The 23454-nt window shown below is 57.7% G+C and carries 18 protein-coding genes and 1 pseudogene; 12 read left to right on the top strand and 7 right to left on the bottom strand.

The window, feature by feature from the left end:
- Positions 1–142 precede the first annotated feature (142 nt).
- Complete coding sequence (locus tag I9H09_RS05000; RefSeq protein ID WP_005891316.1) at positions 143–1090, top strand: LysR family transcriptional regulator; 948 nt, start codon at positions 143–145, stop codon at positions 1088–1090.
- Positions 1091–1177: 87 nt separating this feature from the next.
- The gene (locus I9H09_RS04995; RefSeq protein ID WP_122347012.1) at positions 1178–2152 is read left to right on the top strand and encodes a 2-hydroxyacid dehydrogenase; all 975 of its coding nucleotides are present in this window, start codon (positions 1178–1180) and stop codon (positions 2150–2152) included.
- 50 nt (positions 2153–2202) lie between these two features.
- Here I9H09_RS04995 and I9H09_RS04990 read toward each other — a convergent pair whose 3' ends face one another.
- Both I9H09_RS04990 and I9H09_RS04985 read right to left on the bottom strand, forming a co-directional pair.
- Positions 2203–5457 (bottom strand): TagA domain-containing protein, encoded by a 3255-nt coding sequence (locus tag I9H09_RS04990; protein WP_223810569.1) that lies wholly within the window; start codon positions 5455–5457, stop codon positions 2203–2205.
- A gap of 167 nt (positions 5458–5624) precedes the next feature.
- A complete protein-coding gene (locus I9H09_RS04985) occupies positions 5625–6539 on the bottom strand; it encodes a DMT family transporter (RefSeq protein WP_122311883.1) in 915 nt (304 codons plus the stop codon).
- Between the two features lie 136 nt (positions 6540–6675).
- Between I9H09_RS04985 and I9H09_RS04980 the strand changes: the two genes are divergently transcribed.
- From I9H09_RS04980 to fecA, 4 genes are all read left to right on the top strand, one after another.
- Positions 6676–7572 carry a helix-turn-helix domain-containing protein gene (locus I9H09_RS04980; RefSeq protein ID WP_024671357.1) on the top strand — a complete coding sequence of 299 codons (897 nt, stop codon included), beginning with the start codon at positions 6676–6678 and terminating at the stop codon, positions 7570–7572.
- Positions 7573–7660: 88 nt separating this feature from the next.
- Positions 7661–8164 carry a sigma-70 family RNA polymerase sigma factor gene (locus I9H09_RS04975; RefSeq protein WP_005891311.1) on the top strand — a complete coding sequence of 168 codons (504 nt, stop codon included), beginning with the start codon at positions 7661–7663 and terminating at the stop codon, positions 8162–8164.
- The gene (locus I9H09_RS04970) at positions 8161–9138 is read left to right on the top strand and encodes a FecR domain-containing protein (RefSeq protein WP_122324580.1); all 978 of its coding nucleotides are present in this window, start codon (positions 8161–8163) and stop codon (positions 9136–9138) included. Before I9H09_RS04975 ends, I9H09_RS04970 begins: the two co-directional genes overlap by 4 nt.
- A 219-nt stretch (positions 9139–9357) precedes the next feature.
- Positions 9358–11706, top strand: a complete 2349-nt coding sequence (gene fecA / locus I9H09_RS04965) for a TonB-dependent Fe(3+) dicitrate receptor FecA (protein WP_122311881.1) — start codon at positions 9358–9360, stop codon at positions 11704–11706.
- Positions 11707–11914: 208 nt separating this feature from the next.
- Here fecA and I9H09_RS04960 read toward each other — a convergent pair whose 3' ends face one another.
- The gene (locus I9H09_RS04960; protein ID WP_122347011.1) at positions 11915–14416 is read right to left on the bottom strand and encodes a TonB-dependent siderophore receptor; all 2502 of its coding nucleotides are present in this window, start codon (positions 14414–14416) and stop codon (positions 11915–11917) included.
- Between the two features lie 245 nt (positions 14417–14661).
- Between I9H09_RS04960 and I9H09_RS04955 the strand changes: the two genes are divergently transcribed.
- Positions 14662–15090: an HPF/RaiA family ribosome-associated protein gene (locus tag I9H09_RS04955; protein WP_005891304.1), complete on the top strand. Its 429-nt coding sequence runs from the start codon at positions 14662–14664 to the stop codon at positions 15088–15090.
- Between the two features lie 84 nt (positions 15091–15174).
- Here I9H09_RS04955 and I9H09_RS04950 read toward each other — a convergent pair whose 3' ends face one another.
- Together I9H09_RS04950 and I9H09_RS04945 are read right to left on the bottom strand one after the other, a co-directional pair.
- A complete protein-coding gene (locus I9H09_RS04950) occupies positions 15175–16137 on the bottom strand; it encodes a FecR family protein (RefSeq protein WP_122311879.1) in 963 nt (320 codons plus the stop codon).
- Positions 16134–16676: a sigma-70 family RNA polymerase sigma factor gene (locus I9H09_RS04945; RefSeq protein ID WP_005891300.1), complete on the bottom strand. Its 543-nt coding sequence runs from the start codon at positions 16674–16676 to the stop codon at positions 16134–16136. The genes I9H09_RS04950 and I9H09_RS04945 overlap by 4 nt, the downstream gene beginning before the upstream one ends.
- A gap of 164 nt (positions 16677–16840) precedes the next feature.
- On the opposite strand from I9H09_RS04945, the gene I9H09_RS04940 reads away from it, so the two are divergent.
- Positions 16841–17173, top strand: a complete 333-nt coding sequence (locus tag I9H09_RS04940) for a DUF3509 domain-containing protein (protein ID WP_005891299.1) — start codon at positions 16841–16843, stop codon at positions 17171–17173.
- A gap of 19 nt (positions 17174–17192) precedes the next feature.
- Here I9H09_RS04940 and I9H09_RS04935 read toward each other — a convergent pair.
- Positions 17193–17312, bottom strand: a pseudogene (locus I9H09_RS04935) (sel1 repeat family protein); the annotation flags it as partial.
- Positions 17313–17555: 243 nt separating this feature from the next.
- Between I9H09_RS04935 and I9H09_RS04930 the strand changes: the two are divergent.
- Positions 17556–17888: a YXWGXW repeat-containing protein gene (locus tag I9H09_RS04930; RefSeq protein WP_024671361.1), complete on the top strand. Its 333-nt coding sequence runs from the start codon at positions 17556–17558 to the stop codon at positions 17886–17888.
- A 61-nt stretch (positions 17889–17949) separates the two neighbouring features.
- Here the strand turns inward: I9H09_RS04930 and I9H09_RS04925 are convergent, their stop codons facing one another.
- Entirely contained in the window at positions 17950–18438 is a 489-nt protein-coding gene (locus tag I9H09_RS04925; RefSeq protein ID WP_005891296.1) for a phosphate-starvation-inducible protein PsiE, read from the bottom strand.
- A gap of 399 nt (positions 18439–18837) precedes the next feature.
- Here I9H09_RS04925 and I9H09_RS04920 point away from each other — a divergent pair, with 399 nt between their 5' ends.
- From I9H09_RS04920 to I9H09_RS04910, 3 genes are all read left to right on the top strand, one after another.
- Positions 18838–19104 (top strand): YebG family protein, encoded by a 267-nt coding sequence (locus I9H09_RS04920; RefSeq protein ID WP_005891294.1) that lies wholly within the window; start codon positions 18838–18840, stop codon positions 19102–19104.
- Positions 19105–19812: 708 nt separating this feature from the next.
- Complete coding sequence (gene wecB / locus I9H09_RS04915) at positions 19813–21063, top strand: non-hydrolyzing UDP-N-acetylglucosamine 2-epimerase (RefSeq protein WP_122347010.1); 1251 nt, start codon at positions 19813–19815, stop codon at positions 21061–21063.
- 171 nt (positions 21064–21234) lie between these two features.
- Positions 21235–23448 (top strand): cellulose biosynthesis cyclic di-GMP-binding regulatory protein BcsB, encoded by a 2214-nt coding sequence (locus I9H09_RS04910; RefSeq protein ID WP_122347009.1) that lies wholly within the window; start codon positions 21235–21237, stop codon positions 23446–23448.
- Positions 23449–23454 lie beyond the last annotated feature (6 nt).

Raw genomic sequence — 23454 nt, 5'->3', positions numbered from 1 at the left:
GCTCTGCACGGCGATAAGCAGGGAGTTATGTGAATCTTTGTTACAGAAACGGTGATAATGCTTTGGTCTGGCTGACATGCGCTCGTTACTTCATGTCACAATTTGCCATCACTTCAAAGAAGTACCCACTAGAGAAGTACTCATGGACACCCTGCAAAACATGCGTGCCTTCAGTTGCGTGGCCCAGGCGGGCAGCTTCACCGCCGCCGCCGCAGTGCTGGACACCACGACGGCCAACGTCTCGCGCGCAGTCTCCAACCTTGAAGCGCATCTGCAGACCCGACTGCTCAACCGCACCACCCGCCGCATCGCCCTCACTGAAGCAGGCAAACGCTATTTACTGCGCTGCGAGCAGATTCTCGCGTCGGTCGAAGAAGCAGAAGCCGAAGCCAGCGATGCCCATGCACGCCCCGCCGGACAGCTCAAGATGCATTCGATGCCAGGTGTCGGCCAGCATTACGTGATCGACGCCATCGCCCGCTATCGACGCAATCACCCGGACGTCGCGTTCGACCTGACCATGACTCATCGGGTGCCGGACTTGCTCGAAGAGGGTTTTGACGTGTCGATCGTGCTGGCCAGCGAACTGGCAGACTCGGGTTTCGTGTCGCAACGCCTAGGCATCACTTACAGCATCGTCTGCGCATCCCCCGAATACGTCAGGACCTTCGGCATGGCGCACAAACCCGCCGACCTGCTGAATCACGCGTGCCTGCGCCTGGTGAGCCCGGTGTTTCCGCTGGAAAAGTGGCTGTTCGACGGCCCGGATGGCCAGGAAATGGTCACCATCAACAGCTCGCCATTGCTGGTCAATTCGGCGGACGCAATGAAAACCGCGATTTCCAGTGGCATGGGCATCGGTATTTTGCCGATCTATTCGGCCATCGACGGGCTGCGCAACGGCACGCTGGTGCGCGTGCTGTCTGACTACCGCTCGCAGGAGCTGAACCTGTACGCCATCTACCCGTCACGCCAGTATCTCGATGCGAAGATCAGAACCTGGGTCGAATACCTGCGAGGCTCGCTGCCTGAAATCCTCGCAGCCGATGAGGCCGACCTGCATGTGCAAGCCCTGAAAGCATCGTCCTGACATCGTACAACTGCAAAAAGCGGCTGCCAAAGAGCAGGCAGGAATGTTAGCGTGCTACTCATTCAACCGCTCAAGAGTGACAGTCCAATGAAAAAAACCGTACTCGCCTTCAGCCGTGTTTCACCGGAAATGGCCGAGCGCCTTGCGCAAGATTTCAACGTGATCGTGCCCGACTCCAAAAAGGGCGACATCAACGCTCAGTTTGAAGAAGCCCTGCCCGAGTCACACGGTCTGATCGGCGCAGGCCGAAAACTGGGCCCTGACCAGCTCAAGAACGCAGCAAAACTGGAAGTGGTTTCCAGCATTTCAGTGGGCTACGACAACTACGATGTCGGCTACCTCAGCGAGCGCGGCATTCTGCTGACCAACACTCCGGACGTACTGACCGAAACCACCGCAGACCTTGGCTTTTCGCTGATCATGAGCAGCGCTCGCCGTGTCGCCGAGCTGGACGCCTACACCAAGGCCGGTCAATGGACGCGCAGCATCGAAGCGCCACACTTCGGTACAGACGTGTATGGCAAGACACTGGGCATTGTCGGCATGGGCAATATCGGCGCGGCCATTGCGCGAAGAGGTCGTCTGGGCTTCAACATGCCGATCCTGTACAGCGGCAACAGCCGCAAAACCGAGCTGGAGCAGGAACTGGGCGCACAGTTTCGCAGCCTGGACCAATTGTTGGCCGAAGCGGACTTCGTCTGCCTGGTCGTACCATTGAGCGAAAAGACCAAACATCTGATCGGCCGTCGCGAGTTGAGCCTGATGAAGCCCGGCGCCATCCTGATCAACATCGCCCGCGGCCCGATTGTCGACGAGCCGGCACTGATCGAAGCCTTGCAGAACGGCACCATTCGCGGCGCTGGTCTGGACGTTTACGAAAAAGAACCGCTGAGCGCATCGCCACTCTTCCAGCTCAAGAACGCCGTCACCCTGCCCCACGTCGGCTCGGCCACCACCGAAACCCGTCAGGCCATGGCCGACCGCGCCTACCACAACCTGCGCAGCGCACTGCTGGGAGAGCGCCCGCAGGATCTGGTCAACCCGCAGGTCTGGAAAGGTTGATTCAGGAAGCCTGTGGCCATCCTTATGGCCACAGGCTGCCTGACATTCAATTACCTGGAAGCAGGGTCAGCAGGTGTTTGCTCCTCGGCAGTTGTCCCGGATAACGCCACTGACCCGAATAAAAATTTCTGCGTTGAATCATTGTTTAAGGGTGCTTGCGTCACGGTTGAGTTAGTGGGCGATGCCGTTATGAAAGTGCCCGTAGTAATATTTTGCACTTGGGACCATGGCAGACCCGGAAAGTCCGCTCGCCGAGTCCATTGATGAGTATCAAGACTGACCTGACATTCCCTCATTTTCAAACCCTCCACCAAGCAACGACTGCCATCAGGGGTGACGAGATTGAAGTGCGGCCCGCGTGCGTCATAATCCTTGAGTCCGCCAGTTCGCCATTGCTGGTTAATGTTATTGACGCAAGGCTGTGTAATGACCCCCTCCCCAAGACGCGTCAGACATTTTTGGCCGATTGAATTAATCGTTATTAAAGGCGAAATATCATCGGGCCCGAGACGGTCAAAGTTTTGCTCCGCACCGTACGTAACGCCTTGCATCACTACTCTACCGCTCTGCTCTGCGGTGATGAACTTACCGTCCTCCCCTCCTTGAAGTACTACCGCCCCAGACGGTGCTATATCCGGGCGCACCCTCCATTGAAATTGCAGTGTATTGATATCGCACGCAGACAGGGTCAACGTTTTGCCCAGACACGCTGCTGACGTGGGGCCGGTCAATATAAACGCTTCCCCTGAACCGTTGAAAAAGCTGGACATGGCCCACTGCTGTCTGGCGTCACCCACATTGCAGGTCTCCTGAGTCAAACCGGTCGCTGCACGGGACAGGCACAGCTTGTTAAGTCTGGAGCGCAGATACTGAGGTGTAATGACAGGGTAGCCTGCCTCAGCGCCCACCACGATGGCAGGCGGCAATTCGGGCTGAGTGTCGAGCATTCTCTTGTTGAGACTAAGGTTGTTTCTCCGCAGCTCGGCAGAAACCGGCTTGCGCGCGGAAGACACATTGATGGCAACCGAAACAACATCCCCAGCATCCACGTTTCCTGAGTAAAGCGACCAAGTGTCGGTAAGACCGCTGGCATACTGAACGCGTAACGTATAGTTGTCCGGTGCAGTATTGCTTGGCGTCGTGTAGAACTCCTGCTCTTTGCCACTATAACCTGTCATGTACGCCGTGCTTCCATCACCCGGCGTTATAAACTTGCCGTTCTGCTCATTCTGCAGTCTGAGTATCGTTTTGCTGTGGGTAATATCCTCGCGAAATGTCCAGAGATGAGCCCGGTTCTGCCTACAACTGACCATCATCAAATTACCGTCAAGGCATTTGTCAGTTACGTCATTGACAAGGTTAACCAATTGCTCATTAACGGTTTTAACGGCAGTCCAGCGCTGCTGATACGACGTTACCGAACACCGTTCAAAACCAGGTATGTTGTTAGTCAACAACGAGAGACACAGGCCTGTCGACGCAGATTGGATTCTTTCACTCTTAAAGGTCTTTGAAAGAGCTATGTCACGAACCATTGAAACATTTCCATCCTTCAGGCTTGCCTGGGAGGGCTGAGTTTCCGCATTCACAATGGCATTTGCCTTGGGTACGTCACTCACGGATAAAGGCTGGACTGTAGGCGAAAACACGTTGCCATAGTTGGAGATGATAGGCGGGTATATCTGGCTCAGCGTCTGACTGTCATGCTGCGCGTCGGCCAGTGTCATCACCAAGGTCTGTACAGGGACGCCTTTCAGCAGAGGGACCTGCCGCGGTTGCATCATTTTCAACTGCGTTCCAATGTCATGAGCCGACTCATCAATGCCCGGATCGATCAACTGCTCTGGAGCCACCTGCGTTTTCAGGCCTTGAGCCTGCGCAGCGTTCGGAGGCTGCCGATGATCATCCCATAGCCCGGCATACTTCAGGTTCGCCGGAAAACTGCCAAAACGCTGCTGCACACGCAACATCTGTTGATGCGTGTAAGGCGCAATGTAGTGAAGCCAGTCAGCAGTCGCAGGAGGATTTTTACTGCGCAACGCTTCAAACTCATCTACTTGTGGGGCTGATGCTGTAGCGGATGGCCAGTCAGGCAGTTCCAGCGCACCCATGACATGACCGAAATAGTGGTAGCCAAGGTAGTCTACTCCGAGTCCATATTTCTTCGGATCAACATGATAATTAGGCAATAACTTCCGATCGTAGGAACGATAGGCCCACTTTTCATAACGCGGCGGTGTGTAATGGGGTAGCCCAAGGCCGTGGCCGGTTTCGTGCCAGAAGCCCTCGGGCCTCGAAGGGTAATTGCAGCTGTTTCCTCCACAACTTGCCACGACGCCAAGCGGGAAAACAGGGATGTCGTCTGGCACATCCAGTAATTGTCCGGAGATCGCTACAAACTTGCCGGGCTGCTTGTATCCAAGGTCGGAGGCTGCTCTCCAGTAAGCACCCATGCCGACGTCAGCAGGCAATGTCTTGCCGCCAAGCTCGGCCCACTCTCGGTAGTCGGTGTCTGACGTAGAATAACGATGAGGCCTGCTATCCTTACCCCGGGCAATGATATAGGGCCAGTAACTCTGGCCCATACCCAAAACCAACTGCCTGATCGGTAGTTCGGAGAACATTTCCCGGGCCGCGATTTTCGCCAGTTGCGGATTTTTTTCGATATCGTATTGATCGAGTGTGGTCTTGCAGGCGCTCTCACTTTTGAAAATACAGCCTTTGATGTTCATCAACACCAGGCCATCGCTTTCGCTGTTCAGAAATATCATTTTGCTCTTGGCCAACGTCGCCACGTCATTCGGAAAGTCGACGTTATAAAAGCTCAGGCTTGTGTCAGCAGAAAACTGGTCGTACGGAATCGTCGCGGTGAATGTCCATTTTTTGAACTTCGGATACATCCCCACGATGGGCTTTCCCGAAAAAGTGTTGCTTTGGTCGTACACAGCGCTCTCAGGCATCCATTGATACGGAGCCATGGGAATTACGGTTTTCCTGCCCCGATGGCTCAATACCATGTTCACCGCCGTGTACCACACCTGCGGAGGCGGTGTAAGTACTACCAGCGCCTCGCGATCAGGGACCAGAAGTGGATCAAACACTTTGCGCTGTGCGCTGACCACGTGCGTTTGCGCGAAATCTATCTGCCCGCTCACCGGGCCATGAAGATCGTTGCGCCACTCTGCCAAGGCCGGAGTCGCCTCGGTAGCAGTCTCGGCAATAACCTCTGCCTGCAATGACGAATAGACCAAAGAACAACTGATTAAAAATGCCAGCGAACCTACACGCAAGAATACCCCGTCCATTAACGAGTCCTTTCAGGAGTGAGCGCACATTGAAAGCTGCCCTCAGTCCTGTTGCCATTCCATGGCCACGAGCCGGTGATGACGGCAGATACCCGCTCATAATCGGACGAGCATTGCCGTCGCTCAACTAGCAGAAGTACTAGGCATCACGCCCACATCTCCGTCTTTCAGGACACGCCTCCGGCAGCCAGCCTCACGGCAACGACAGGTTTGACACGCGGTTTTCTGAACACCAGCACATTCCCCGCCATTACCAGCACAAGCCCCAGCAGGGCCGCCGGCGTCCATTGATAACCTTCGACCCACATCGAAATATTCAACGCCACTATCGGGAACAGCACGGTGCAGTAAGCAGCGCGTTCCGGGCCCATACGCCCGACCAGGGTCAGGTAGGCGGTGAAGGCAATCACCGAGCCGGGTATTACCAGAAACAGCATTGAGCCTAAGTAGCGCGTGTTCCACTCAAACGTGAACGGTGTGCCGCTGAGCAGGCAGTAAACGGCCAGAATGCTTGCCCCGTAGAACATTCCCCAGGCATTGGTGGTCAGCGGGCGCAGCCCTGCTTTCTGTTGCAGGCTCGACAGCATATTGCCTGCCGAGAAGCACAGCGTGCCCAGCAGGGCCAGGCCCAGACCTACAAGGGTCTCGCGGCTGGCGCTGTGCCCGGACAGCTCGGGCCAGAACAGGCACGCCAGCCCCAGCAAGCCCATCGCGCCACCAGCCAGCACATTGCCAGCGATTTTCTGGCGAAAGAATACTCGCGCATTCAGTGCATTCCACAAGGTTGAGGTCGAGAACACCACAGCGATCAGGCCGCTGGGTATCCATTGGCTGGCGGTGTAGAAGCACATGAAGTTGACACAGAACAGGCACACGCCTTGCGCCAGACAGATCAACTGACCACGACGATTGACCGGTTGCAGACGTTTGCTCAGCAACAAAAACGCGAACAGCACCAGCGCCGCCAGTGCGAAGCGATACACGATTGAGACCGGAATGGCGACATCACCGAGCTGAAGTTTCAGTGCAATCCAGGTCGTGCCCCAGATCAGCACTGTCAGCAGATAAAGCGAAATGTTCATGATGCAGGCTCCTCAATGAGCCATCAGTCTGCTGCGTCGGGCATGCAACCCGTTTGCATAATCTTGCGCTTTTGATTCAACAGGTAATGGCAGCGGCATGGGCTGCGGGTAGGATACGAAGCCTAGAGGAATCACTATGTCAGCCATCGACTCCATTCAGGTCTTTCAGGCCTTGAGCAGCTCCCCCCATGCCCGTCTGGAGCAGAGCGCGCCGCTGGGCGACGGGTTGATGGCTGCGCAGTGGAACAATCGGCATGACTCGCAGGAATATCACGCACCGACTCACCATACATTGTCGTGTTACGTCGCAGACGGCACCGGCACTTTCCGCCGCGACCAGCCTGATCAGAAAGGCTCACCGGGAAAACTCTGTGTATTGCCTGCAGGCCATGAGTCGGCCTGGGTGGTGAATGGAGAGATCCGCCTGGCGCATTTGTATTTCAGCCCGGAACACTTCGCCCTTGGCTGCGTGACGTTGCTGGATCGCGAGCCCCGTGAGATGCAACTGCGCGAGCACACGTTTCTCGACGATGAAGTACAGGCTGATCGCTTCCAGCAACTGATCCGCCTGAACTGGACAGAACCCGCTGAGCGCTTGCTGACCAGCAGCCTGGCGCACGAGATGGTCAGCCATGCGTTGCTCAGTCAGGCGGGCATGCGGGAGGGGCTGCGCCTGAAAGGCGGGCTGGCTCCGCACCTGCGCCGTCATCTGGTGGACTTCATCGAAATGCACCTGGCCGACCCGCTAAGCCTTGGTCAACTGGCGGGCATGTGTGCGCTCTCGGAATACCACTTCGCTCGCATGTTTCGTGAAAGCTTCGGCCTGCCGCCGCATCAATACCTGCTGGCACGGCGCATCGAACAGGCTCGCCAGTTGCTGCGACACACCGTCAGCCCCCTTGGCGAAATAGCACTGGCCTGTGGTTTCGCAAGCGCCAGCCATTTCAGCAACCGCTTTCGTCAAACCGTGGGGGCAACGCCCGGCGAATACCGGCAGGTGCTGGGCGCTGTCCATCACGGCCTGGAAAAATGAAGCGCAATATGAATGATAAATATTCTCATACGCAAAAGAGTCTGCCAGAATCGTCGCCATTATCGAATCGCGTGGATTGTTCTCCGAGATGCACACCGCCCATTCTGCCCTCAATCACTCTGTCGCAAGCCTGTATCAGGCACATAACACCTGGCTGACGACCTGGTTGCGGCGCAGGCTCGGCTGCCCTCACAACGCTGCGGACCTTGCCCAGGACACCTTCATCAAGGTGCTCGGCGCACGAGACAGCGCGCAGATCATAGAGCCTCGTGCATTCCTGACCACAATCGCCAAACGCGTATTGAGCAATCACTACCGCCGCCAGGATCTGGAGCGCGCCTACTATCAGGCGCTGTGCGAGCTGCCGCAAAGCGTGGCGCCTTCGGAAGAAGAACGAGCAATCATCCTCGAAACCCTGGTGGAGCTGGACCAGTTGCTGGATGGCCTGCCGACAGTGGTCAAGCGCGCGTTTCTGATGTCGCAGGTCGATGGCCTGAGCCACGGCCAGATCGCCGCCGAGCTGGATATTTCCATCGCCACGGTCAAACGTCACCTGAACAAGGCCGCGCTGCGCTGCTACTTCGCCCTATGAGCCTGAGCAACGACTCCCTGAACAAATCCGACATTTCGCCTGCCGTCGCGCAGCAGGCAGTCGGCTGGCTGCTGGAAATGCAGGAGGGTGCGCTGGATGCCCGACGCCAGCACGCCTGGCAGTCGTGGCTCAACGGCAACGCTGAACATCAGCGGGCCTGGGCGCACATGCAGCGGGTCAATCAGCGCCTGAGCGGTCTGTCCTCGCCGCTGGCCCATGCGGCGCTCGGCGCACCGAAATCCGCGGGCCGCCGGCATGCATTGAAACTCCTGTTGCTGCTCGGCGCGGGTTCGGTGGCAGGCTGGAGTCTGCGCGAGCAGATTGCCCTGCAACCGATGCTGGCCGACTACAGCAGTGCTGTTGGCGAACAACGCAAAGTGGCGTTGGGCGATGGCAGTCAGGTGCAATTGAATACAGCGAGCGCGGTCGATGTGCGGTTCGATGAACAGCAGCGTCTGATCAAACTCTTGCAGGGCGAAATCCTCATGACCGCGTCGGCAGACGCGCGTCCGCTGAACCTGCTGAGCGCCGAGGGCACAATCAGGGCTTCGACAGCCAATAGCCGTTTCAATCTGCGTCAACTGGACGGCCAGACGCAGTTGGCGGTGTTTGCCGGAACGCTTGAAATCGCCCCGGCCAACAGAAGCGGCCCGAGCCTGATACTGCGCGCCAGTCAACAGGTGACGTTCAGCCGAGATGCCTGGACCAGCGTGCAGACGGTGGATGCGAGCAACGGTGCGTGGGCCGACGGCATGCTGGTGGCGTCGCGCATGAAGCTGTCCAACTTCCTCGCAGAGCTGAGTCGTTATCGGCGCGGCCGTCTGAACTGCGACGCGAAGGTGGCCGACCTGTTGATCTCCGGCAGCTATCCGCTGGCCGACAGCGAGCGCATCCTCGACATGCTCCAGCTCGCCCTCCCCGTGCGCGTGCAGCGTTTCACCCGGTACTGGGTGAACGTGCAGGCGCGGGCTTGATAGTAATTGCTGGTTCCCACGCCCTACGCGCAGAAGCGCCTCACTCCAGTTTCCAGCCCGACTTCGTCAGATTCCTTCGCGATAAAAAAGCGCTTTTACGTGCGCGAGAAACGAAAGTTGGACCTTGAAAAATAATTTCAAAAACCGTGAGCCGTTTTCTGTTGCTCGCGTGACAGACAGGGAAAGCATCTCTCAACCTTCCGGTCAAAGGACTCTTGCATGTCAGCCCGCCCTACCCAACTTTCACCGCTGGTGCGCACGTTGCGCCATGTCATTTTTGGCGCCAGCCTGTCGGTCGGCAGCTTATCCATGGCATACGCTGCGGAAGTGGCGCCCAAGGTGTATCACATTGCGCCGAGCGAGCTTGAAGCTGCGCTGAGCCAGTTCGGCCGAGAGTCGGGCGTGCTGATTTCCTATGGTTCGCAGGTCACCAGCGGTTTGAAAAGTCGTGGGCTGGAAGGTCAATACACGCCAGAACAAGGTCTCAATGCCTTGCTTGAAGGGACCGGTCTGCAGGCGGTGGGTGATGGCAACAACGGTTTCACGCTGCAATCGGCCAGTGCAGCTGGCGCACCGATTGAGCTGGGCGTTTCCACAGTGGTCGGTGACTGGCTGGGCGAGGCGCAGCAGACCAATGTTTTCGAACACCCGGGGGCGCGTGACGTGATCCGCCGTGAGGAGTTCGAGCGTGTCGGGGCGACGTCGGCGCGCGAGGTGCTCAATCGCATTCCCGGCGTCAATGCCCCGGACAATAACGGCACCGGCAGCCATGACATGGCGCTGAACTTCGGCATCCGCGGCCTCAACCCGCGCCTGGCGTCACGCTCCACGGTATTGATGGACGGTATCCCGGTGCCGTTCGCGCCCTATGGTCAGCCACAGCTGTCGTTCGCGCCGATCAGCATGGGCAACATGGACGCAGTGGACGTGGTGCGTGGCGGTGGCGCAGTGCGCTACGGCCCACAGAACGTGGGCGGCATCGTCAACTTCGTGACCCGCGCCATCCCCGACGCACCCACGCTCAAAGGCGGCATACAGACCGAAACCAGCCCGTCGTCCAGCCATGACGGCTTCAAGACCACCGGTAACTTGCTGGCAGGCGGCACGGCAGACAATGGCCTGGGCGGCGCGATTCTGTATTCCGGCGTACGTGGCGGTGACTGGCGCGAGCACAGCGATACCCAGATCGACGACTTGATCCTCAAAGGCAAGTACCAGATCGACGAGGCTAATAGCCTCAATGCAATGGCTCAGTATTACGACGGCGAAGCGCAGATGCCCGGCGGACTGAACGTGGCTGACTACGATGCAGACCCGTACCAGTCGACGCGTCTCAAAGACAAATTCTGGGGCCGTCGCACGATGTTCAATTTAGGCTATCGCTACGAACAGGATGCACGCGTGTTCACCGCCAACACGTTTTTCACCAAGACCTTGCGCAGCGGCTACCTTGACCAAGGCAGCTTTGTGTCCCTGTCGCCCCGTGAATACTGGGTGCGCGGTCTGGAAACACGCTTTTCGCAAGGCTTCGCATTGGGTGAAACCTGGCATGAAGTGGGCGTTGGCTATCGCTACATCAACGAAGCCGGTCATGAACTGCGCTATCGCGAACCTGTGACGGGCGACCTGCCGACCACCGCCAGCCGCAACGACCGCGATACTCGGGGCGCCACCGAAGCGCATGCATTCTATATCGATGACCGGATCGACATCGGCAAGTGGACCATCACGCCGGGCGTGCGCTACGAGATGATCGACACTGCGCAGAACAACAACCTGACCAACGCCCGATACCAAGGCGACTACAGCACCGCGCTGCCTGCATTGAACGTGCTGTATCACCTGACCGACACCTGGAACCTGTACGCCAACACCGAGGGCTCGTTCGGCAGCGTGCAGTACAGCCAGATGCCCAATCGCGTTACCGGGGATGAGGTCAAACCGGAAAAAGCACGCACCTGGGAGCTGGGCACACGCTACGACAACGGCAACCTGCGGGCTGAAATCGGCGCGTTCCTGATCAACTTCGACAACCAGTACGACAGCAACCAGACCAACGACACGGTGATTGCACGCGGCGAGACACGTCATCAAGGGATCGAAACCAGCGTCAACTACGCACTGGAAGGCCTGAGCCCGATACTGGCGGGCTACGATGTCTACGCAACTTATGCGTTCGTTGACGCGACTATTCGCGAAGACGGGCCGAACAAGGGCAATCGTGTGCCGTTCTCGTCAAAGCATAAAGGCACGATGGGCGTCAGCTATACCGAAGGGCCGTGGAAGCTGAATTTCGACAGTTCATTCCAGAGCGACCAGTTTGCCGACAACGCCAACACGGCAGCGGAAAGCACCGATGGCAGCACCGGGAAGATCCCTGGCTACATGCTGTTCAGTACCCGCGCCAACTACGATTTCGGTCCGCAGCTGTCGGACCTCAACGTCGCAGTCGGGATGAAAAACATCTTCAACCGCCAGTATTACACCCGCTCGTTTGACGACAACAACCGCGGCAAATACGTCGGCGAACCACGCACCGTGTATGTGCAGACCTCGGTCGCATTCTAGTTTTCAGAAAAACACAGGGCTCAAGAGCAGTACCATGCGGCCTGGAGAAACACTTACGGTCTGGAGAAACAATCGTGCCCATGCTCCGCGTGGGCATGCATTTCCGGACGCTCTGCGTCCGATCCTCAGCAAGTGGCGCCGCGCAGACGCGGGGCGTCACGAAATGCAGTACCACGCTGAAGCGTGAGTAACGAGAAGCAAACTCCTGTTACCAGCGATAGGTAGCACTCGCCTGCACGGTGCGTTGCGAGCCGTACCAGCACCATGAGTACGTGTAGCAGGACGCGACGTATTCCTTGTTGGTCAGGTTGGTGACGTTCAGCGCCAGTCGCAGGTTGTCCATCGTGTTGCTGATGTTTGGAATGTCGTAATGCACGACAGCGTCGAACAAGGTGTAACCCGGCACTTTCAAGGTGTTGGCTTCATCGCCCCAGCTTGCGCCCACATAACGCGCCCCGCCGCCCACGCCAGCACCTTTCAGTTGCCCGTCATGAAACGTGTAATCAGCCCATGCCGATGCCGTGTGGCGGGGGATCGCAGGCGCGGTGGTGCCCTTGACCGCCACTTCACGTCCCGGCGCGTCATCGATGATGCCTGACGTCACGTTGACCGCGTTATTGGACTTGGTCACCCGGTTGTCCAAGTAGGCATAAGCAGCGGTGATGTCCAGGTTGTCGTTCAGACTGGCCTTGCCTTCCAGTTCGAAACCACGAGACTGCACCTCGCCGGTCTGCACCTGGCACACCGAGCCATTGCACATGTTGCCTTCCGGGTCCTGGGTCAGCACGTTGGATCGGCGCAGGTCGAAAATCGCGGCAGTGATAAAACTGTTGCTGCCAGGCGGCTGGTATTTGACGCCCAGTTCGTATTGCGTGCCTTCGGTCGGATCGAACAATGAGCCATCCAGCCCTGTACCGCTCTGCGGCTCGAAGGATTCCGAATAACTGACGTAAGGCGCTAACCCGTTATCGAACAGGTAAACCAGGCCCATGCGCCCGGTGAATGCTTCGCTGTCGGCAGAAGACCGGGTTTTTACGCGCGACGTCAGGTTGCTGGAACTGTTGCTGCTCTCTGCCCAGTCGTAGCGACCGCCCATCAACAGCACCCACTTGTCCCACTTCAACTGCTCCTGCAGATACAAGCCTTTCTGCTGATCACGCTGCGTGCCGGACTCGGTATAGGCAGGCACCTCGACGGGCGAACCATAGACCGGATCGAAGATATCCAGCGTCGGCCCTGTGCCGTAGCCGGCCTTGGTGTCGGTGCTGGTGTTCTGGTAATCCGCACCCAGCAACAGCGTGTGCTGCAGCGGGCCGGTGTCAAAACTGGCCTGCATCTGATTATCGAGCGTGTACGAATCCAGGTTCACGTCAGTGGCGATGGTGGCCCGCCGGGAGGTGCGATAGTCGGTCTCCAGAGTGCCCCAGCCGTTATAGATACTTCGATAAAGCCCTTCGCTGCGCATATAGCGGGCGTTCTGGCGGAAGGTCCAGACGTTGTTCAGATGATGTTCGAACATGTAACCCACTGCGTGATATTCACGGTCACTCTTTTCGAAGTCTTTCTCGCCATCATAGAAATCGAAGTCGATGTGCCGCCCGGTCGGACTGTTCACGACTGAGCCGTAAGCAGGCATGGAGCCATAAGAAGCGCCCTTGGGGTCGCTCTGATAATTGGCCAGCAAGGTCAGCGAAGTGGCGTCATCAGGCCGCCAGGTGAATGCCGAGGCGATAGACTGACGACGCGTCTCGGTGTGTTCGATCTGGCCGTCGGCATCATCGTACAGACCGGACAGACGATAAGAGTAAACGCCCTGATCATCGACAGGGCCGCCAAAATCGAAGGTGGTGCGTTTCTTGTTGAAGGTGCCGTAGGTCAGGCCGATCTCATGAAATGGCGTGTCGGTAGGCAACTTACTGACCATGTTCACCACCCCGCTGGGGCTGGCCTGACCGTACAGCACAGATGCAGGACCGCGCAGCACTTCCACCCGTTCCAGATCGAACGCGTCCTTTTGCGGCGCGGCGTCGCGATTGCCTGGCATGCGCAGGCCGTCCAGATACAACTCGGGCGAGAAGCCACGGATGCTCAGCATGTCCAGACGCGACGCCGTAGAGCCACGTGTCTCAGGCACCACAGCGGCGCTGTAACGCAACATCTGACTGAGATTCTCCGCCCCTTGAGCTTTCATCTGATCCTTGGTCACGACCGAAATCGATTGCGGGGTTTCGATCAGCGCTGTGTCGGTCTTGGTCGCCGACAGCCCGCGTGTAGCCACATAACCGGTCACGGGCCCGGTGGCGGTCTCGAATTGAGACGCGCCGCTGATGTTGGTGGCCTGCAACTCCATCGAACCCTCGATAGCCTCCGGCGCCGCCTCGATGCGATAGCGATTGGCCGACAATGCCCTCGCGCGCAAGCCACTGCCGCCGAGCAACCGGGCAATCGCTTCGTCGGTGCTGTACGTACCCTGCAGCCCGGTGCTGCGCTTACCCCGCGTAAGCGCCGGGTCGAATGCCAGCGCAAGGCCCGCCTGCTCCGAAAAGCTATTGAGCACCTGGCCCAGATCCCCGGCCGGTATCGAAAAGCTGCGCGCCGCAGTGACGTCCTGATTCGGTACTGAGGATTCGGCTGCGTGCAACGGCATCGCCGCACAGGCCATCAGAACGGCAAGTGCCAAGGGGTGCAGCGAACTGGCGGGACGGGGCATGACAGATCCTTGGTATCGATTGGGTTTCCTTAGCCATGACGCACACGGTCGCAAAACGGACAGGGAATGAGAGGGATTTACATTCAAATGATCGTCAGAAATTTTACGTCGAAATATTTCTTACACATTGGGGTTGAATTGTCTGTCCATTGGCGCCAACACTGTGAATGAGCGCAAACGAAATCGATTCCGCACGGGATCGCACTGTCCAGCCTCACACGAGCAAGCCCTAATAAGGATTAACTATGCAAATCCAGGTCAATAGCGATAATCACATCGAAAGCAGTATCCGACTGGAGGAGTGGGTTCGTACCACCGTTGAAAGCACGCTCGCACATTACGATGAAAACCTGACTCGCGTGGAAGTCCATATCCGCGATGAAAACGGCGACAAGCCCGGCCCGCACGACATCAAGTGCCAGATGGAAGCCCGGCCCAAAGGTCACCAGCCCATTTCTGTTTCCCACAAGGCCGATACGGTAGATCAGGCCGTGGACGGTGCTGCCGTGAAGCTTGATCACGCTCTGGAGCACCTGTTTGGCAAGCTGCGCGGCAAGCGCAGTGCCGCGCCTGCTCTGGCCGAGCAGGACGACGATCCGGTCAGCCCGGATGCATTGCTTGAAGAAGAATTTCTGGAAAAAGAGCAGGAGAAAGAAGCTGCTCGTCTGAGCTGAGGTATGGCTGACACGTTTTGCAAATAAAAGGGCGAACCTGCGAGGGTTCGCCCTTTTTCATTGTCGGCGCCGTTGACCCGCGGCTTATCGATTCGTCGGTTTGACGATTACCAGCAGGTCGGTGAAGCGCTCGACCGTGATCGGCAGATTATCGGCCAGAGTAGCCAACGCAGCGTCGGTGTCATCAAGGCGGAATACGCCTGATACGCGCAGGCCTTCCAGCGCCTGTGCATCAAAACGCAACATACCGTGGCGGTAAACCGCCAGGGCTCGCAACACCTCACTCAAAGGACGGTCATCCACCTTGAGCAAGCCACGTGTCCAGGCCGCAGGATCCTGGTTGTCCAGGGGATGCGGCACCTGCACTCGCCCATCCTTGAGCAAAGCCTGCTGACCGGTGGCCACATTCACCACGTCTGCCGTGTTGGCTTGAGCGGCAATAGCCGATTCCAGCACGCTGACAGTGGTGCCCTCCTCTCCCCGCTGCACCAGAAAGCGTGTGCCCAGTGCGGTGATCGTGCCTTGATCGGTGCGCACCACAAACGGTCGCTGCACATCTTTGGCCACCTCAACCCACAGTTCGCCTTGCAGCAACTCGACCACGCGTTGCCGTCCATCGAATTTTACATTCAGTGCCGAACCGCTGTTGAGCTGCACCTGGCTGCCATCGGCGAGAGCGAATTGTCGTCTTTCGCCAACCTCAGTGTGTTGATCGGCCATCCATACCGGCAGTTGTTCAGCGCCCATCCAGCCACACACCAGAACACCGATCAATGCCACTGCCCGGACAATGCGGGAGGTCGGTTTCGGTCCCGCAGACACGAAAGTCTGACGCAGTGCAGCACGCTTCGGAGGGTCGGACAACTCATCGAAACTGCCCCACAGCGACTGCATCCGCGACAGCGCCAGCTCGTGTGCGGGGTCAGCCTGGCGCCATTGTTCGAAGGCCGTTCTGTCAGCCGCGCTTACCGGTTCGTCATGCATCAAAGCCAACCAGGAAGCGGCCTCGGTGATCATCAGCTCGGAGGGTTCACGCGTGTCGCTCATGCAAAATGGCCCGAACCGTGCAGTGTCTTGTAGCAGTGCACCATGACGCTTGCCATGTACTGCTTCACCATGCTGGAGGACACACCCAAGTGAGTGGCGATTTCGCTGTACGTCAGTCCATCAAGGCGATGGAGCAAAAAGGCCTGCCGCGGTTTCTCGGGCAAGCCTTCGAGCATCCGGGCGACCCGCTCCAGTATCTGCAGTGCGACGTGGATCGCTTCAGGGCTAGGAATGCTGGCTTCGTCGGCATGCAACGCCAGTGCGTCCAGGTAAGCACGCTCGACCTTGCGTCGCCGGGTCCCGTCAATCAGCAGCCGCGTGGCGGTCGTCGCCAGGAAAGCGCGCGGCTCCTTGAAATTGAGCGGTTCGGTCAGAGCAAGAATTCGCACAAAAGCATCATGCGCGAGGTCAGCGGCCCGGTGCGAGCAGCCCAGCTTTTTCCGCAGCCAGCCGTGCAACCACGCATGGTGATCGCTATAGAGCTCGGTCATTTGCTGGCGACGACGCAAATCGTCATCAACGGCGGAAAAGTCACGCATACGTCAACGCTTCTCAAACACGAAAAATTATCATTAACGCGAAAGATGACATCAAAACCCATCAGCAGCAAGCGCAGGAGTAACGCAACCGCTGATCTGTCATCGAGAACCAAAAGGACGAATACCCGGTCAACTTACGCAGAACCATTGAGCAGGTGAATGATATGGACAATCCTTTTCAGATGATCACGGACACTTTTCACCCCGATTATCGGGTGAATCTGAGCATTCAAGGGCTGGACGGCAGCATCATGCTGACTCTTTCCAACGAGTGCGGAGTTGTTGCCAAGCGCCTGATCAGCGCCGCACAGCGAAACGACCCACAACGCCTGCGCAAGCTTATCGAAAGCGTGCAGTTCGGCATCGCCATCGAGCGCGGCGAGAGTGCGATCAAGTTCCTCGCGGCGATGACCGATAACGCGACACTGCAGAAAACAACAATGCCTGCGAATGGTCCGTGGTCACGAAATCAGGCAACGGTGACCGCCGGGGCTTGATGCGCACTCACCCTGACCATCAGTCTTTCTTGCTGTAAACAGGTGAGCCTGGCATTGGCTTGCCTGTTTTGGGGTCGAGCATCATGGCCTTGGCCAGTTGCTCGATCAACGCTTCGGAGTGCTTGGGTGGCTGGATGCTCCGCATCGCTTAGCTTGAAATGTCCAAGCATATTGCCGTTTTGCAAGTTGATGTAACCCGCCCCTGAAGCAGCAAACCATCTCGGAAGTGAACATAATCAAGGCCTTGCGCCACCACGTGCCCTCCCTCAGGTTCAGCAAAAGTACAGATACGACCTGCTAAAACAATCCTTGCAGAAACATTCGAGCGACTGGGCATGACGTTCAGCGCCACTGCACCTGCGGATGATTCCGAGGAGGCAACATGTTCTTACGTTACGGGGTATTGATCGCATCGCTTGCGATAGCGTCAGGTTGTGTCGAGGAGCGGGTCGTGCATGAACGATCACACGTACATCATGAATACGTCGAGGAAGTGATTGCGCCGCAAGCGCCACCAGAACGCGTGATCGAAGTGGAGCCTGCGCCTCGCGCCGGCTATGTATGGGCACGCGGTTACTGGCACTGGAACGGTGAGCGATACGTGCCGGTTCACGGTCACTGGGAAGCGGAACGTCCCGGTTATCGCTATGTGCATCCGCACTGGGAAAGCGCGGGTGATGGCTGGCACTGGCATGCCGGAGCCTGGCTCAACTAGGCATCTCTTATCGGTGACAGGCGCTTGGCGACATCTTTCATGGATGCCGCCAGTGCGTCGATCAGACCTCGCCTTTCTCTTCCGTCACGGCACCTTTGACCGCGCTGGATGAGTCGGGGATTTTTGCCGAAGGGTATTTGTACGATGCATAGCGTACAACCAGAATCGCGAACGCCAGCAGCAGAATACCGCCGCACAGGTAGATGATGCCGATGTCGGGCGGGTTGTGGTGGGACACGTCGGAAATCAACAGGCGAGTCAGTGCGGTGATCGCGACGTAGATCAGAAAACGCACGGGCATGTGGTTGGTCTTGAAATAAATCCCGGTCATCGCCCCCAGCTCCAGGTAGATGAACAGCAGCAGAATGTCATCAACGGTGACGTTGCCTTTCTCGATCATTCCCAAAAAAGCGACTACTGATGCCCAGGCGGTGATTGCGCCGATCGCGAACAGCGCCAGAAAGTGAAAGCTTTCGACACACAGGTTGCCCAGTGACTCGGCCTGGCCATGCACACGGTGCCTTATCTTTACTGCCCATTTGTTTCCCATGACGCTCTACCTCTGAACCTTCGTTTATGCCGATCGGATGATGCCGAGGACTGATGACCTTTTGTAGCCTGCTTTCTAAAGCAGGAACAGGGCCATAGGCTATGGTTGAGAGCGTGACGGGATGTCGCAAGGCACATTTGCAGCGGAAAAAAGGTAGTCAAAGGCCATCATTCATACAGTGCTTGATTGCAATCCTGTTTTTACTGTATAAAAACACAGTACTCAGGAATTCACATGCATACGCGTCGGTGAACAGCCTTCAACGGGGTGCCCTGCTCTACCTGACCGGCACGCTGGTCATGCACGATCACTGCTGTTGCATCACCCGCTGGTCAGAGCGTGAAGCGCTGAACGTCCGGGTCTAGCCCTTTCAACACTGGATAAGACGACGAGGCCAAAATGGCTGTTGAAACCCTTTACCGCAGTACCCGCGATCTGGAGACTACTTTCGTGGACCGTAAACTCGCCGATGCGCACGATCAAATGCTCGAGCTGGCCGAGCTTCTCACTGACGTCCTGGTCAAGAACGTACCGGGGATTTCCGAGAAGCACGCAGAGGACGCGAGCATTTACATGGCGAAAAACCGGGCTGTCTTCGCAGCGGCGTTCAAAAACAACGCCACGGCGCTCAACGAGCTGTCGGAGCCTTCCGCTGCGCAGAGCTGACAGCCACCGTGGATAGCGGCCTTTCGCAGGGGGGGTCGCTAATCATTCTCATTTATAGATTGCTCAGAGGCGTGGCACCTGCTACAACTCCACCCCTCATACATTCAAATGAATAGTTTCACTCCAACAGTATGTAACGCGACATATGCACTCCTCGCTTCGCCCCTTCGCTTCGGCAACGTTACATATTAAAGTTCCTCACCGTCATAATAGCAGCGCCATTTTTGTGAACCGCATCTCTGTAAATGTCATTAAACAGGCGTCAGGATTTTGCTGTAGCGAGGGACTTCACAGTGCGCCATTTTTTATTTGAGCTTTTTGCCATCACCGACACTTTGCATCGCACCTAGTCAGACTTTAAAACTCATCAAGCCCGCGCCACCGCGGAGCGAAACCCCTGCAATCATTGGCCGAAACGCTCGACCATGGCCATTAAACCTTCCACTGACCGTGCTTAAAAATGAAAGTTCAGACCAATCAACACATTGAAAAATAGTTAATAAAAAGTTTGGCTTTGTTAATTTCTTCTGCTAATAATCCGACCAAATCCGGGTAACAAGGCAAATGGCTACATCACACTGAAGTGAACATCGAGTATTAACTCCGATTTTTCCCGCCCGAGAAATTCATCAACTCGCACACCCAACGAGCTGTCCGCAGCCCGGACTCATTGCTGTGCAGAGCGCTAGACAGCGCTGGAGGAAATCAATGGCTGGTCAGCACCCCAGAATGAAGGTTCTTTCAATCTTTGGCACTCGTCCAGAGGCCATCAAGATGGCTCCTCTGGTCAGAGCTCTGGCCGCCGAGCCAGGTATCGATTCGAGAATCTGCATCACTGGCCAGCATCAAAGCATGCTGCAGCAGGTACTGGACATGTTCGAGCTCAAGGCTGATTACAGCCTTGATGTGATGCGCCCTGAGCAGACTCTGAATTCCCTGACCGCTGCGCTTTACGCGGCCATCGACCCGATTCTTGACGAGTTGAAGCCAGACAAGGTTCTGGTACACGGCGACACGACCTCAGCAATGGTGGCTGCCATGTCGGCGTTTCACCGCCGCATTCCCATTGGTCACGTCGAAGCCGGCTTGCGTACGGGCGACATTCGTCAGCCTTGGCCTGAAGAGATGAATCGTCGCTGCATCGACCTGATCTCCGATCATCTGTTTGCCCCCACTGCCGAGTCGCGCCGCAACGTGCTGGGCGAGCGCCTGCAAGGTGTGTCCTTTATGACAGGTAATACGGTCATCGACGCATTGCATCTGACGGCCGAGCGGATCGACAGCAACCGCCAGTTGCGCCATGCGCTTGATCGCCAATTCTCGTTTCTGGTGCCTGAACGCAAGGTCCTGGTGGTCACCGGACATCGTCGCGAGAACTTCGGTGATGGCTTCCTTAATATCTGCAAAGCCCTGGCTGAGCTGGCCCGGCGCGACGATATCCAGATCGTTTACCCGGTACACCTGAACCCCAATGTTCTGGGTCCGGTGACCGAACATCTGGGTGATCTGCCCAACGTTCATCTGATCAAGCCGCTTGATTACCTGTCGTTCGTGCGTCTGATGCAGCGCGCCCACGTGATTCTCACCGACTCCGGCGGCGTGCAGGAAGAAGCACCGTCACTGGGCAAGCCGGTGCTGGTCATGCGCGACGTCACCGAGCGCCCGGAAGCCGTTGCTGCAGGCACCGTGCGCTTGGTAGGCACAGAGCCGGACGCGATTATTCGCGGCGTGAATGCGCTGTTTGATGACCAGATTCTCTGGCAGAACGCGTCACGTGCAGCCAACCCGTACGGAGACGGCAGAGCCAGTGCGCGCATCGTCGACGCGCTGATGGGCCGTCCGGTAGAAGAATTTGTCGCTGAGTTGCCGCGTCAACGTCTCGACCTGCACAGTGCTCAGCCTGACACCCATATCAAGCCTCAGCACCAGCACGTCCAGATGCGCTCGATGGCCGGCTAGATAAAAACTGCGCATTGCGCATTCAGCACACACCAACACCTAACGAATTCGCAGGATGCAGTCGGCAAGCGTAACGGGTATCTGACTTTGGTCAGGTACCCGAAAACGTTTATGCGGATCAGTAGCCTGCATCAAGACCCAGGGCCTTGAGCCCTTAGCGAGATCTGTCCGATGAAATCTTCCGTTACCGTAAACACGGGCGCGTTGAACGTCCTTGCCTGCGGGATGACCCTGCTGGCGCTGATGCCTGCATTCGCCCTGGCTGCAGAAAGCCCTCTGACCCAGGCGATCAACAGGATCACTGCCGACAATCGTCAGGAACGAGTGATCGAGCTGAGCGAGCTGGGTATTGATCGCCCGATCATCCTCGGAGCCACTGACGCGCGCCGGGAGCTTTACCTGCCGGTGCCAGCCAATGTGCCGCTGACCGATGCAACGCTGAACTTCGACGCCAGCTACCTGAACGGTGAAGCTGGCCGCAACACATTGTTGCTGTCGCTGGACGGTTATCCGGTTCGTGCAATGGGCCTCAACGAAGAACAGGGCAATGCCAGTACGGTTTTGGGTGTTGACAAGGCGGTGCGGGAAAACGGCTCGGTCCGGTTGGGCATTGCCTGGTCCTCGGTCATTTCGAAGGTGCTCTGCGAAGACCAGCGCGCCATCGGTAACGTACTGCGCATCGATCCGCACACGCGCTTGACTTACAGCTACGACGCAAGCCAGTTGCAGGATGTAGGTGCGGCATGGAATGCCATGCCGGGCAAGCCGGGCCTGATGGTCGCACCCGGCACGTTGTCCAGTGCCAGCTACGATGCCGCATGGCGTCTGGGTGTGGCGCTGGAAAGAATCGGCAAACAGGCGCGCATCCTGCCATTCCCGGCAGTTCAGGACAGCGTGGACCTGAGCAACCTGAACATCCCTGCAGAACTCAAGCAAATACCCGCGTTTGCCAGCCTCGACGGCAAAGGCCAGTACACGTTGCGCGACCCGGCAGAAATCGGCGCCTTGCTGATGCTCGGTCAAACCCCTGCGTTGCAGGCGGACATGGCCATCAGCGATCCGCAATTGCTCAAGGCAATCGATGATGCACTGAACGCCCTTCAGGCACAGGTGCAGGGCCTCGATGCATCGGCTGCCAGCGCGCTGGGCCAGTGGCGCGAGCGTCATATCAAGCAACCGCTCGCCAACAGCTCCGAGGATGTAAGCCTGGCCCTGCTGGGCAATCGTGCGCTGTTGATGATCAAGCCTGAGTCGGCCAGCAAGGCCATCGGCCTGTTCAGCTCGGCGTGGAACAAACTGGCACGCAATCGCCAGTTGACCATTGGCGAAGAGGCAGCCATGCCCCTCAGCGAAGACGGTCGTGTTGCGCTGACCCGTCTCGGCGGCAAGCCCGGTACGGTCGATGTACTGGCGAAAACCGACTGGAGCGCCTCGTTCCCGCTGGGCAGTGTGGCCTATGACGGTCGCGTACCGGTGACCGCGATGATAGACGTCGCCGCGGCACCCGGCGCGTCGGGAACACCGCCGGTTGCGACGCTGTTCCTCAACGATTACCTGATCGGCGCCATGCAACTGACTGCCGACGGCAAAAAGGAACGCATCGAAGCCAGAATTCCGCAATACGCGCTGGCAGCGCAGAACACCCTGCGGGTCTCCTTCCAGCGTCAGCCGGTCAGCAACCAGTGCCTGGAAACGCCTCAGGCCTTTCCGATTTCGGTACTGCCGACCAGCCACGTAGTGTTGGACAAGATCACCCCCGACGAGAATTTCTCGGGCATGGCGGCGCGGTTTGCGACCGACACTCAGGTGATGGTGCCTAAAGGTTATCTCGAGCGCCCGGCCAGCAGCCTGCCGCAGGTCATTCGTATCGCCAGTGCCTCAGGGGTCTCGCCACTGCGTGCGCAACTCAGTGTCAGCGACGATGCAAGCGTTGCGGTAGCACCGGGCAAATCCTTCCTGGCGTTTGAGTTGCCGATCAAAGACGGCGCCGAGTCAGTCAAGGCAAGCAGCGATGGGCACCTGCTGATCAATCACAAAGAGCAAACGCTGCTCGACCTCAAGTCCCTGAATCATGTGGCCTCGTTGCAAGTGATCGAAGCTGGCGGTCAGCACGGCATGGTCTATCGCACCCTGGGCGGTCAGGCACCGGTCTTCGAGCGTCCGGTATTGCTGGAGCGCGGCAATGCTGCACTGCTGTCCGACAGCGGCTCGCTCGCCACCTTTGACGCCAAGGATCCGACTGGCAGCCAGATGATCGAGGACGAAGAAGTCACCGGCATTGAAGCCTGGCGCAAACCGTCGCTGCTGTGGCTGATTCCGGCCGGCATCGTGCTCTTTCTCATTCTGTTGCTGGCTGGCCGTAGCGCCCGTCGCAATCGCTCGTAACGGGTC

It is taken from the genome of Pseudomonas tremae (assembly GCF_023278125.1).
Classification (GTDB): Bacteria; Pseudomonadota; Gammaproteobacteria; order Pseudomonadales; family Pseudomonadaceae; genus Aquipseudomonas; species Aquipseudomonas tremae.
Note: the sequence above shows the minus strand (reverse complement) of the source record. Positions and strands in the feature narration are given on the sequence as shown.

What these genes read in the sequence shown, in the direction of transcription:
- I9H09_RS04945 (WP_005891300.1), bottom strand. Translation starts at nt 16,676, where the DNA reads ATGCGTGACTTTTCCGCCGTTGATGACGATTTGCGTCGTCGCCAGCAA.
- I9H09_RS04990 (WP_223810569.1), bottom strand. Translation starts at nt 5,457, where the DNA reads ATGGACGGGGTATTCTTGCGTGTAGGTTCGCTGGCATTTTTAATCAGT.
- I9H09_RS04910 (WP_122347009.1), top strand. Translation starts at nt 21,235, where the DNA reads ATGAAATCTTCCGTTACCGTAAACACGGGCGCGTTGAACGTCCTTGCC.
- I9H09_RS04955 (WP_005891304.1), top strand. Translation starts at nt 14,662, where the DNA reads ATGCAAATCCAGGTCAATAGCGATAATCACATCGAAAGCAGTATCCGA.
- I9H09_RS04985 (WP_122311883.1), bottom strand. Translation starts at nt 6,539, where the DNA reads ATGAACATTTCGCTTTATCTGCTGACAGTGCTGATCTGGGGCACGACC.
- I9H09_RS04995 (WP_122347012.1), top strand. Translation starts at nt 1,178, where the DNA reads ATGAAAAAAACCGTACTCGCCTTCAGCCGTGTTTCACCGGAAATGGCC.
- wecB (WP_122347010.1), top strand. Translation starts at nt 19,813, where the DNA reads ATGGCTGGTCAGCACCCCAGAATGAAGGTTCTTTCAATCTTTGGCACT.
- I9H09_RS04975 (WP_005891311.1), top strand. Translation starts at nt 7,661, where the DNA reads ATGCACACCGCCCATTCTGCCCTCAATCACTCTGTCGCAAGCCTGTAT.
- I9H09_RS05000 (WP_005891316.1), top strand. Translation starts at nt 143, where the DNA reads ATGGACACCCTGCAAAACATGCGTGCCTTCAGTTGCGTGGCCCAGGCG.
- I9H09_RS04920 (WP_005891294.1), top strand. Translation starts at nt 18,838, where the DNA reads ATGGCTGTTGAAACCCTTTACCGCAGTACCCGCGATCTGGAGACTACT.
- I9H09_RS04940 (WP_005891299.1), top strand. Translation starts at nt 16,841, where the DNA reads ATGGACAATCCTTTTCAGATGATCACGGACACTTTTCACCCCGATTAT.
- I9H09_RS04960 (WP_122347011.1), bottom strand. Translation starts at nt 14,416, where the DNA reads ATGCCCCGTCCCGCCAGTTCGCTGCACCCCTTGGCACTTGCCGTTCTG.
- I9H09_RS04970 (WP_122324580.1), top strand. Translation starts at nt 8,161, where the DNA reads ATGAGCCTGAGCAACGACTCCCTGAACAAATCCGACATTTCGCCTGCC.
- I9H09_RS04930 (WP_024671361.1), top strand. Translation starts at nt 17,556, where the DNA reads ATGTTCTTACGTTACGGGGTATTGATCGCATCGCTTGCGATAGCGTCA.
- I9H09_RS04925 (WP_005891296.1), bottom strand. Translation starts at nt 18,438, where the DNA reads ATGGGAAACAAATGGGCAGTAAAGATAAGGCACCGTGTGCATGGCCAG.
- I9H09_RS04950 (WP_122311879.1), bottom strand. Translation starts at nt 16,137, where the DNA reads ATGAGCGACACGCGTGAACCCTCCGAGCTGATGATCACCGAGGCCGCT.
- I9H09_RS04980 (WP_024671357.1), top strand. Translation starts at nt 6,676, where the DNA reads ATGTCAGCCATCGACTCCATTCAGGTCTTTCAGGCCTTGAGCAGCTCC.
- fecA (WP_122311881.1), top strand. Translation starts at nt 9,358, where the DNA reads ATGTCAGCCCGCCCTACCCAACTTTCACCGCTGGTGCGCACGTTGCGC.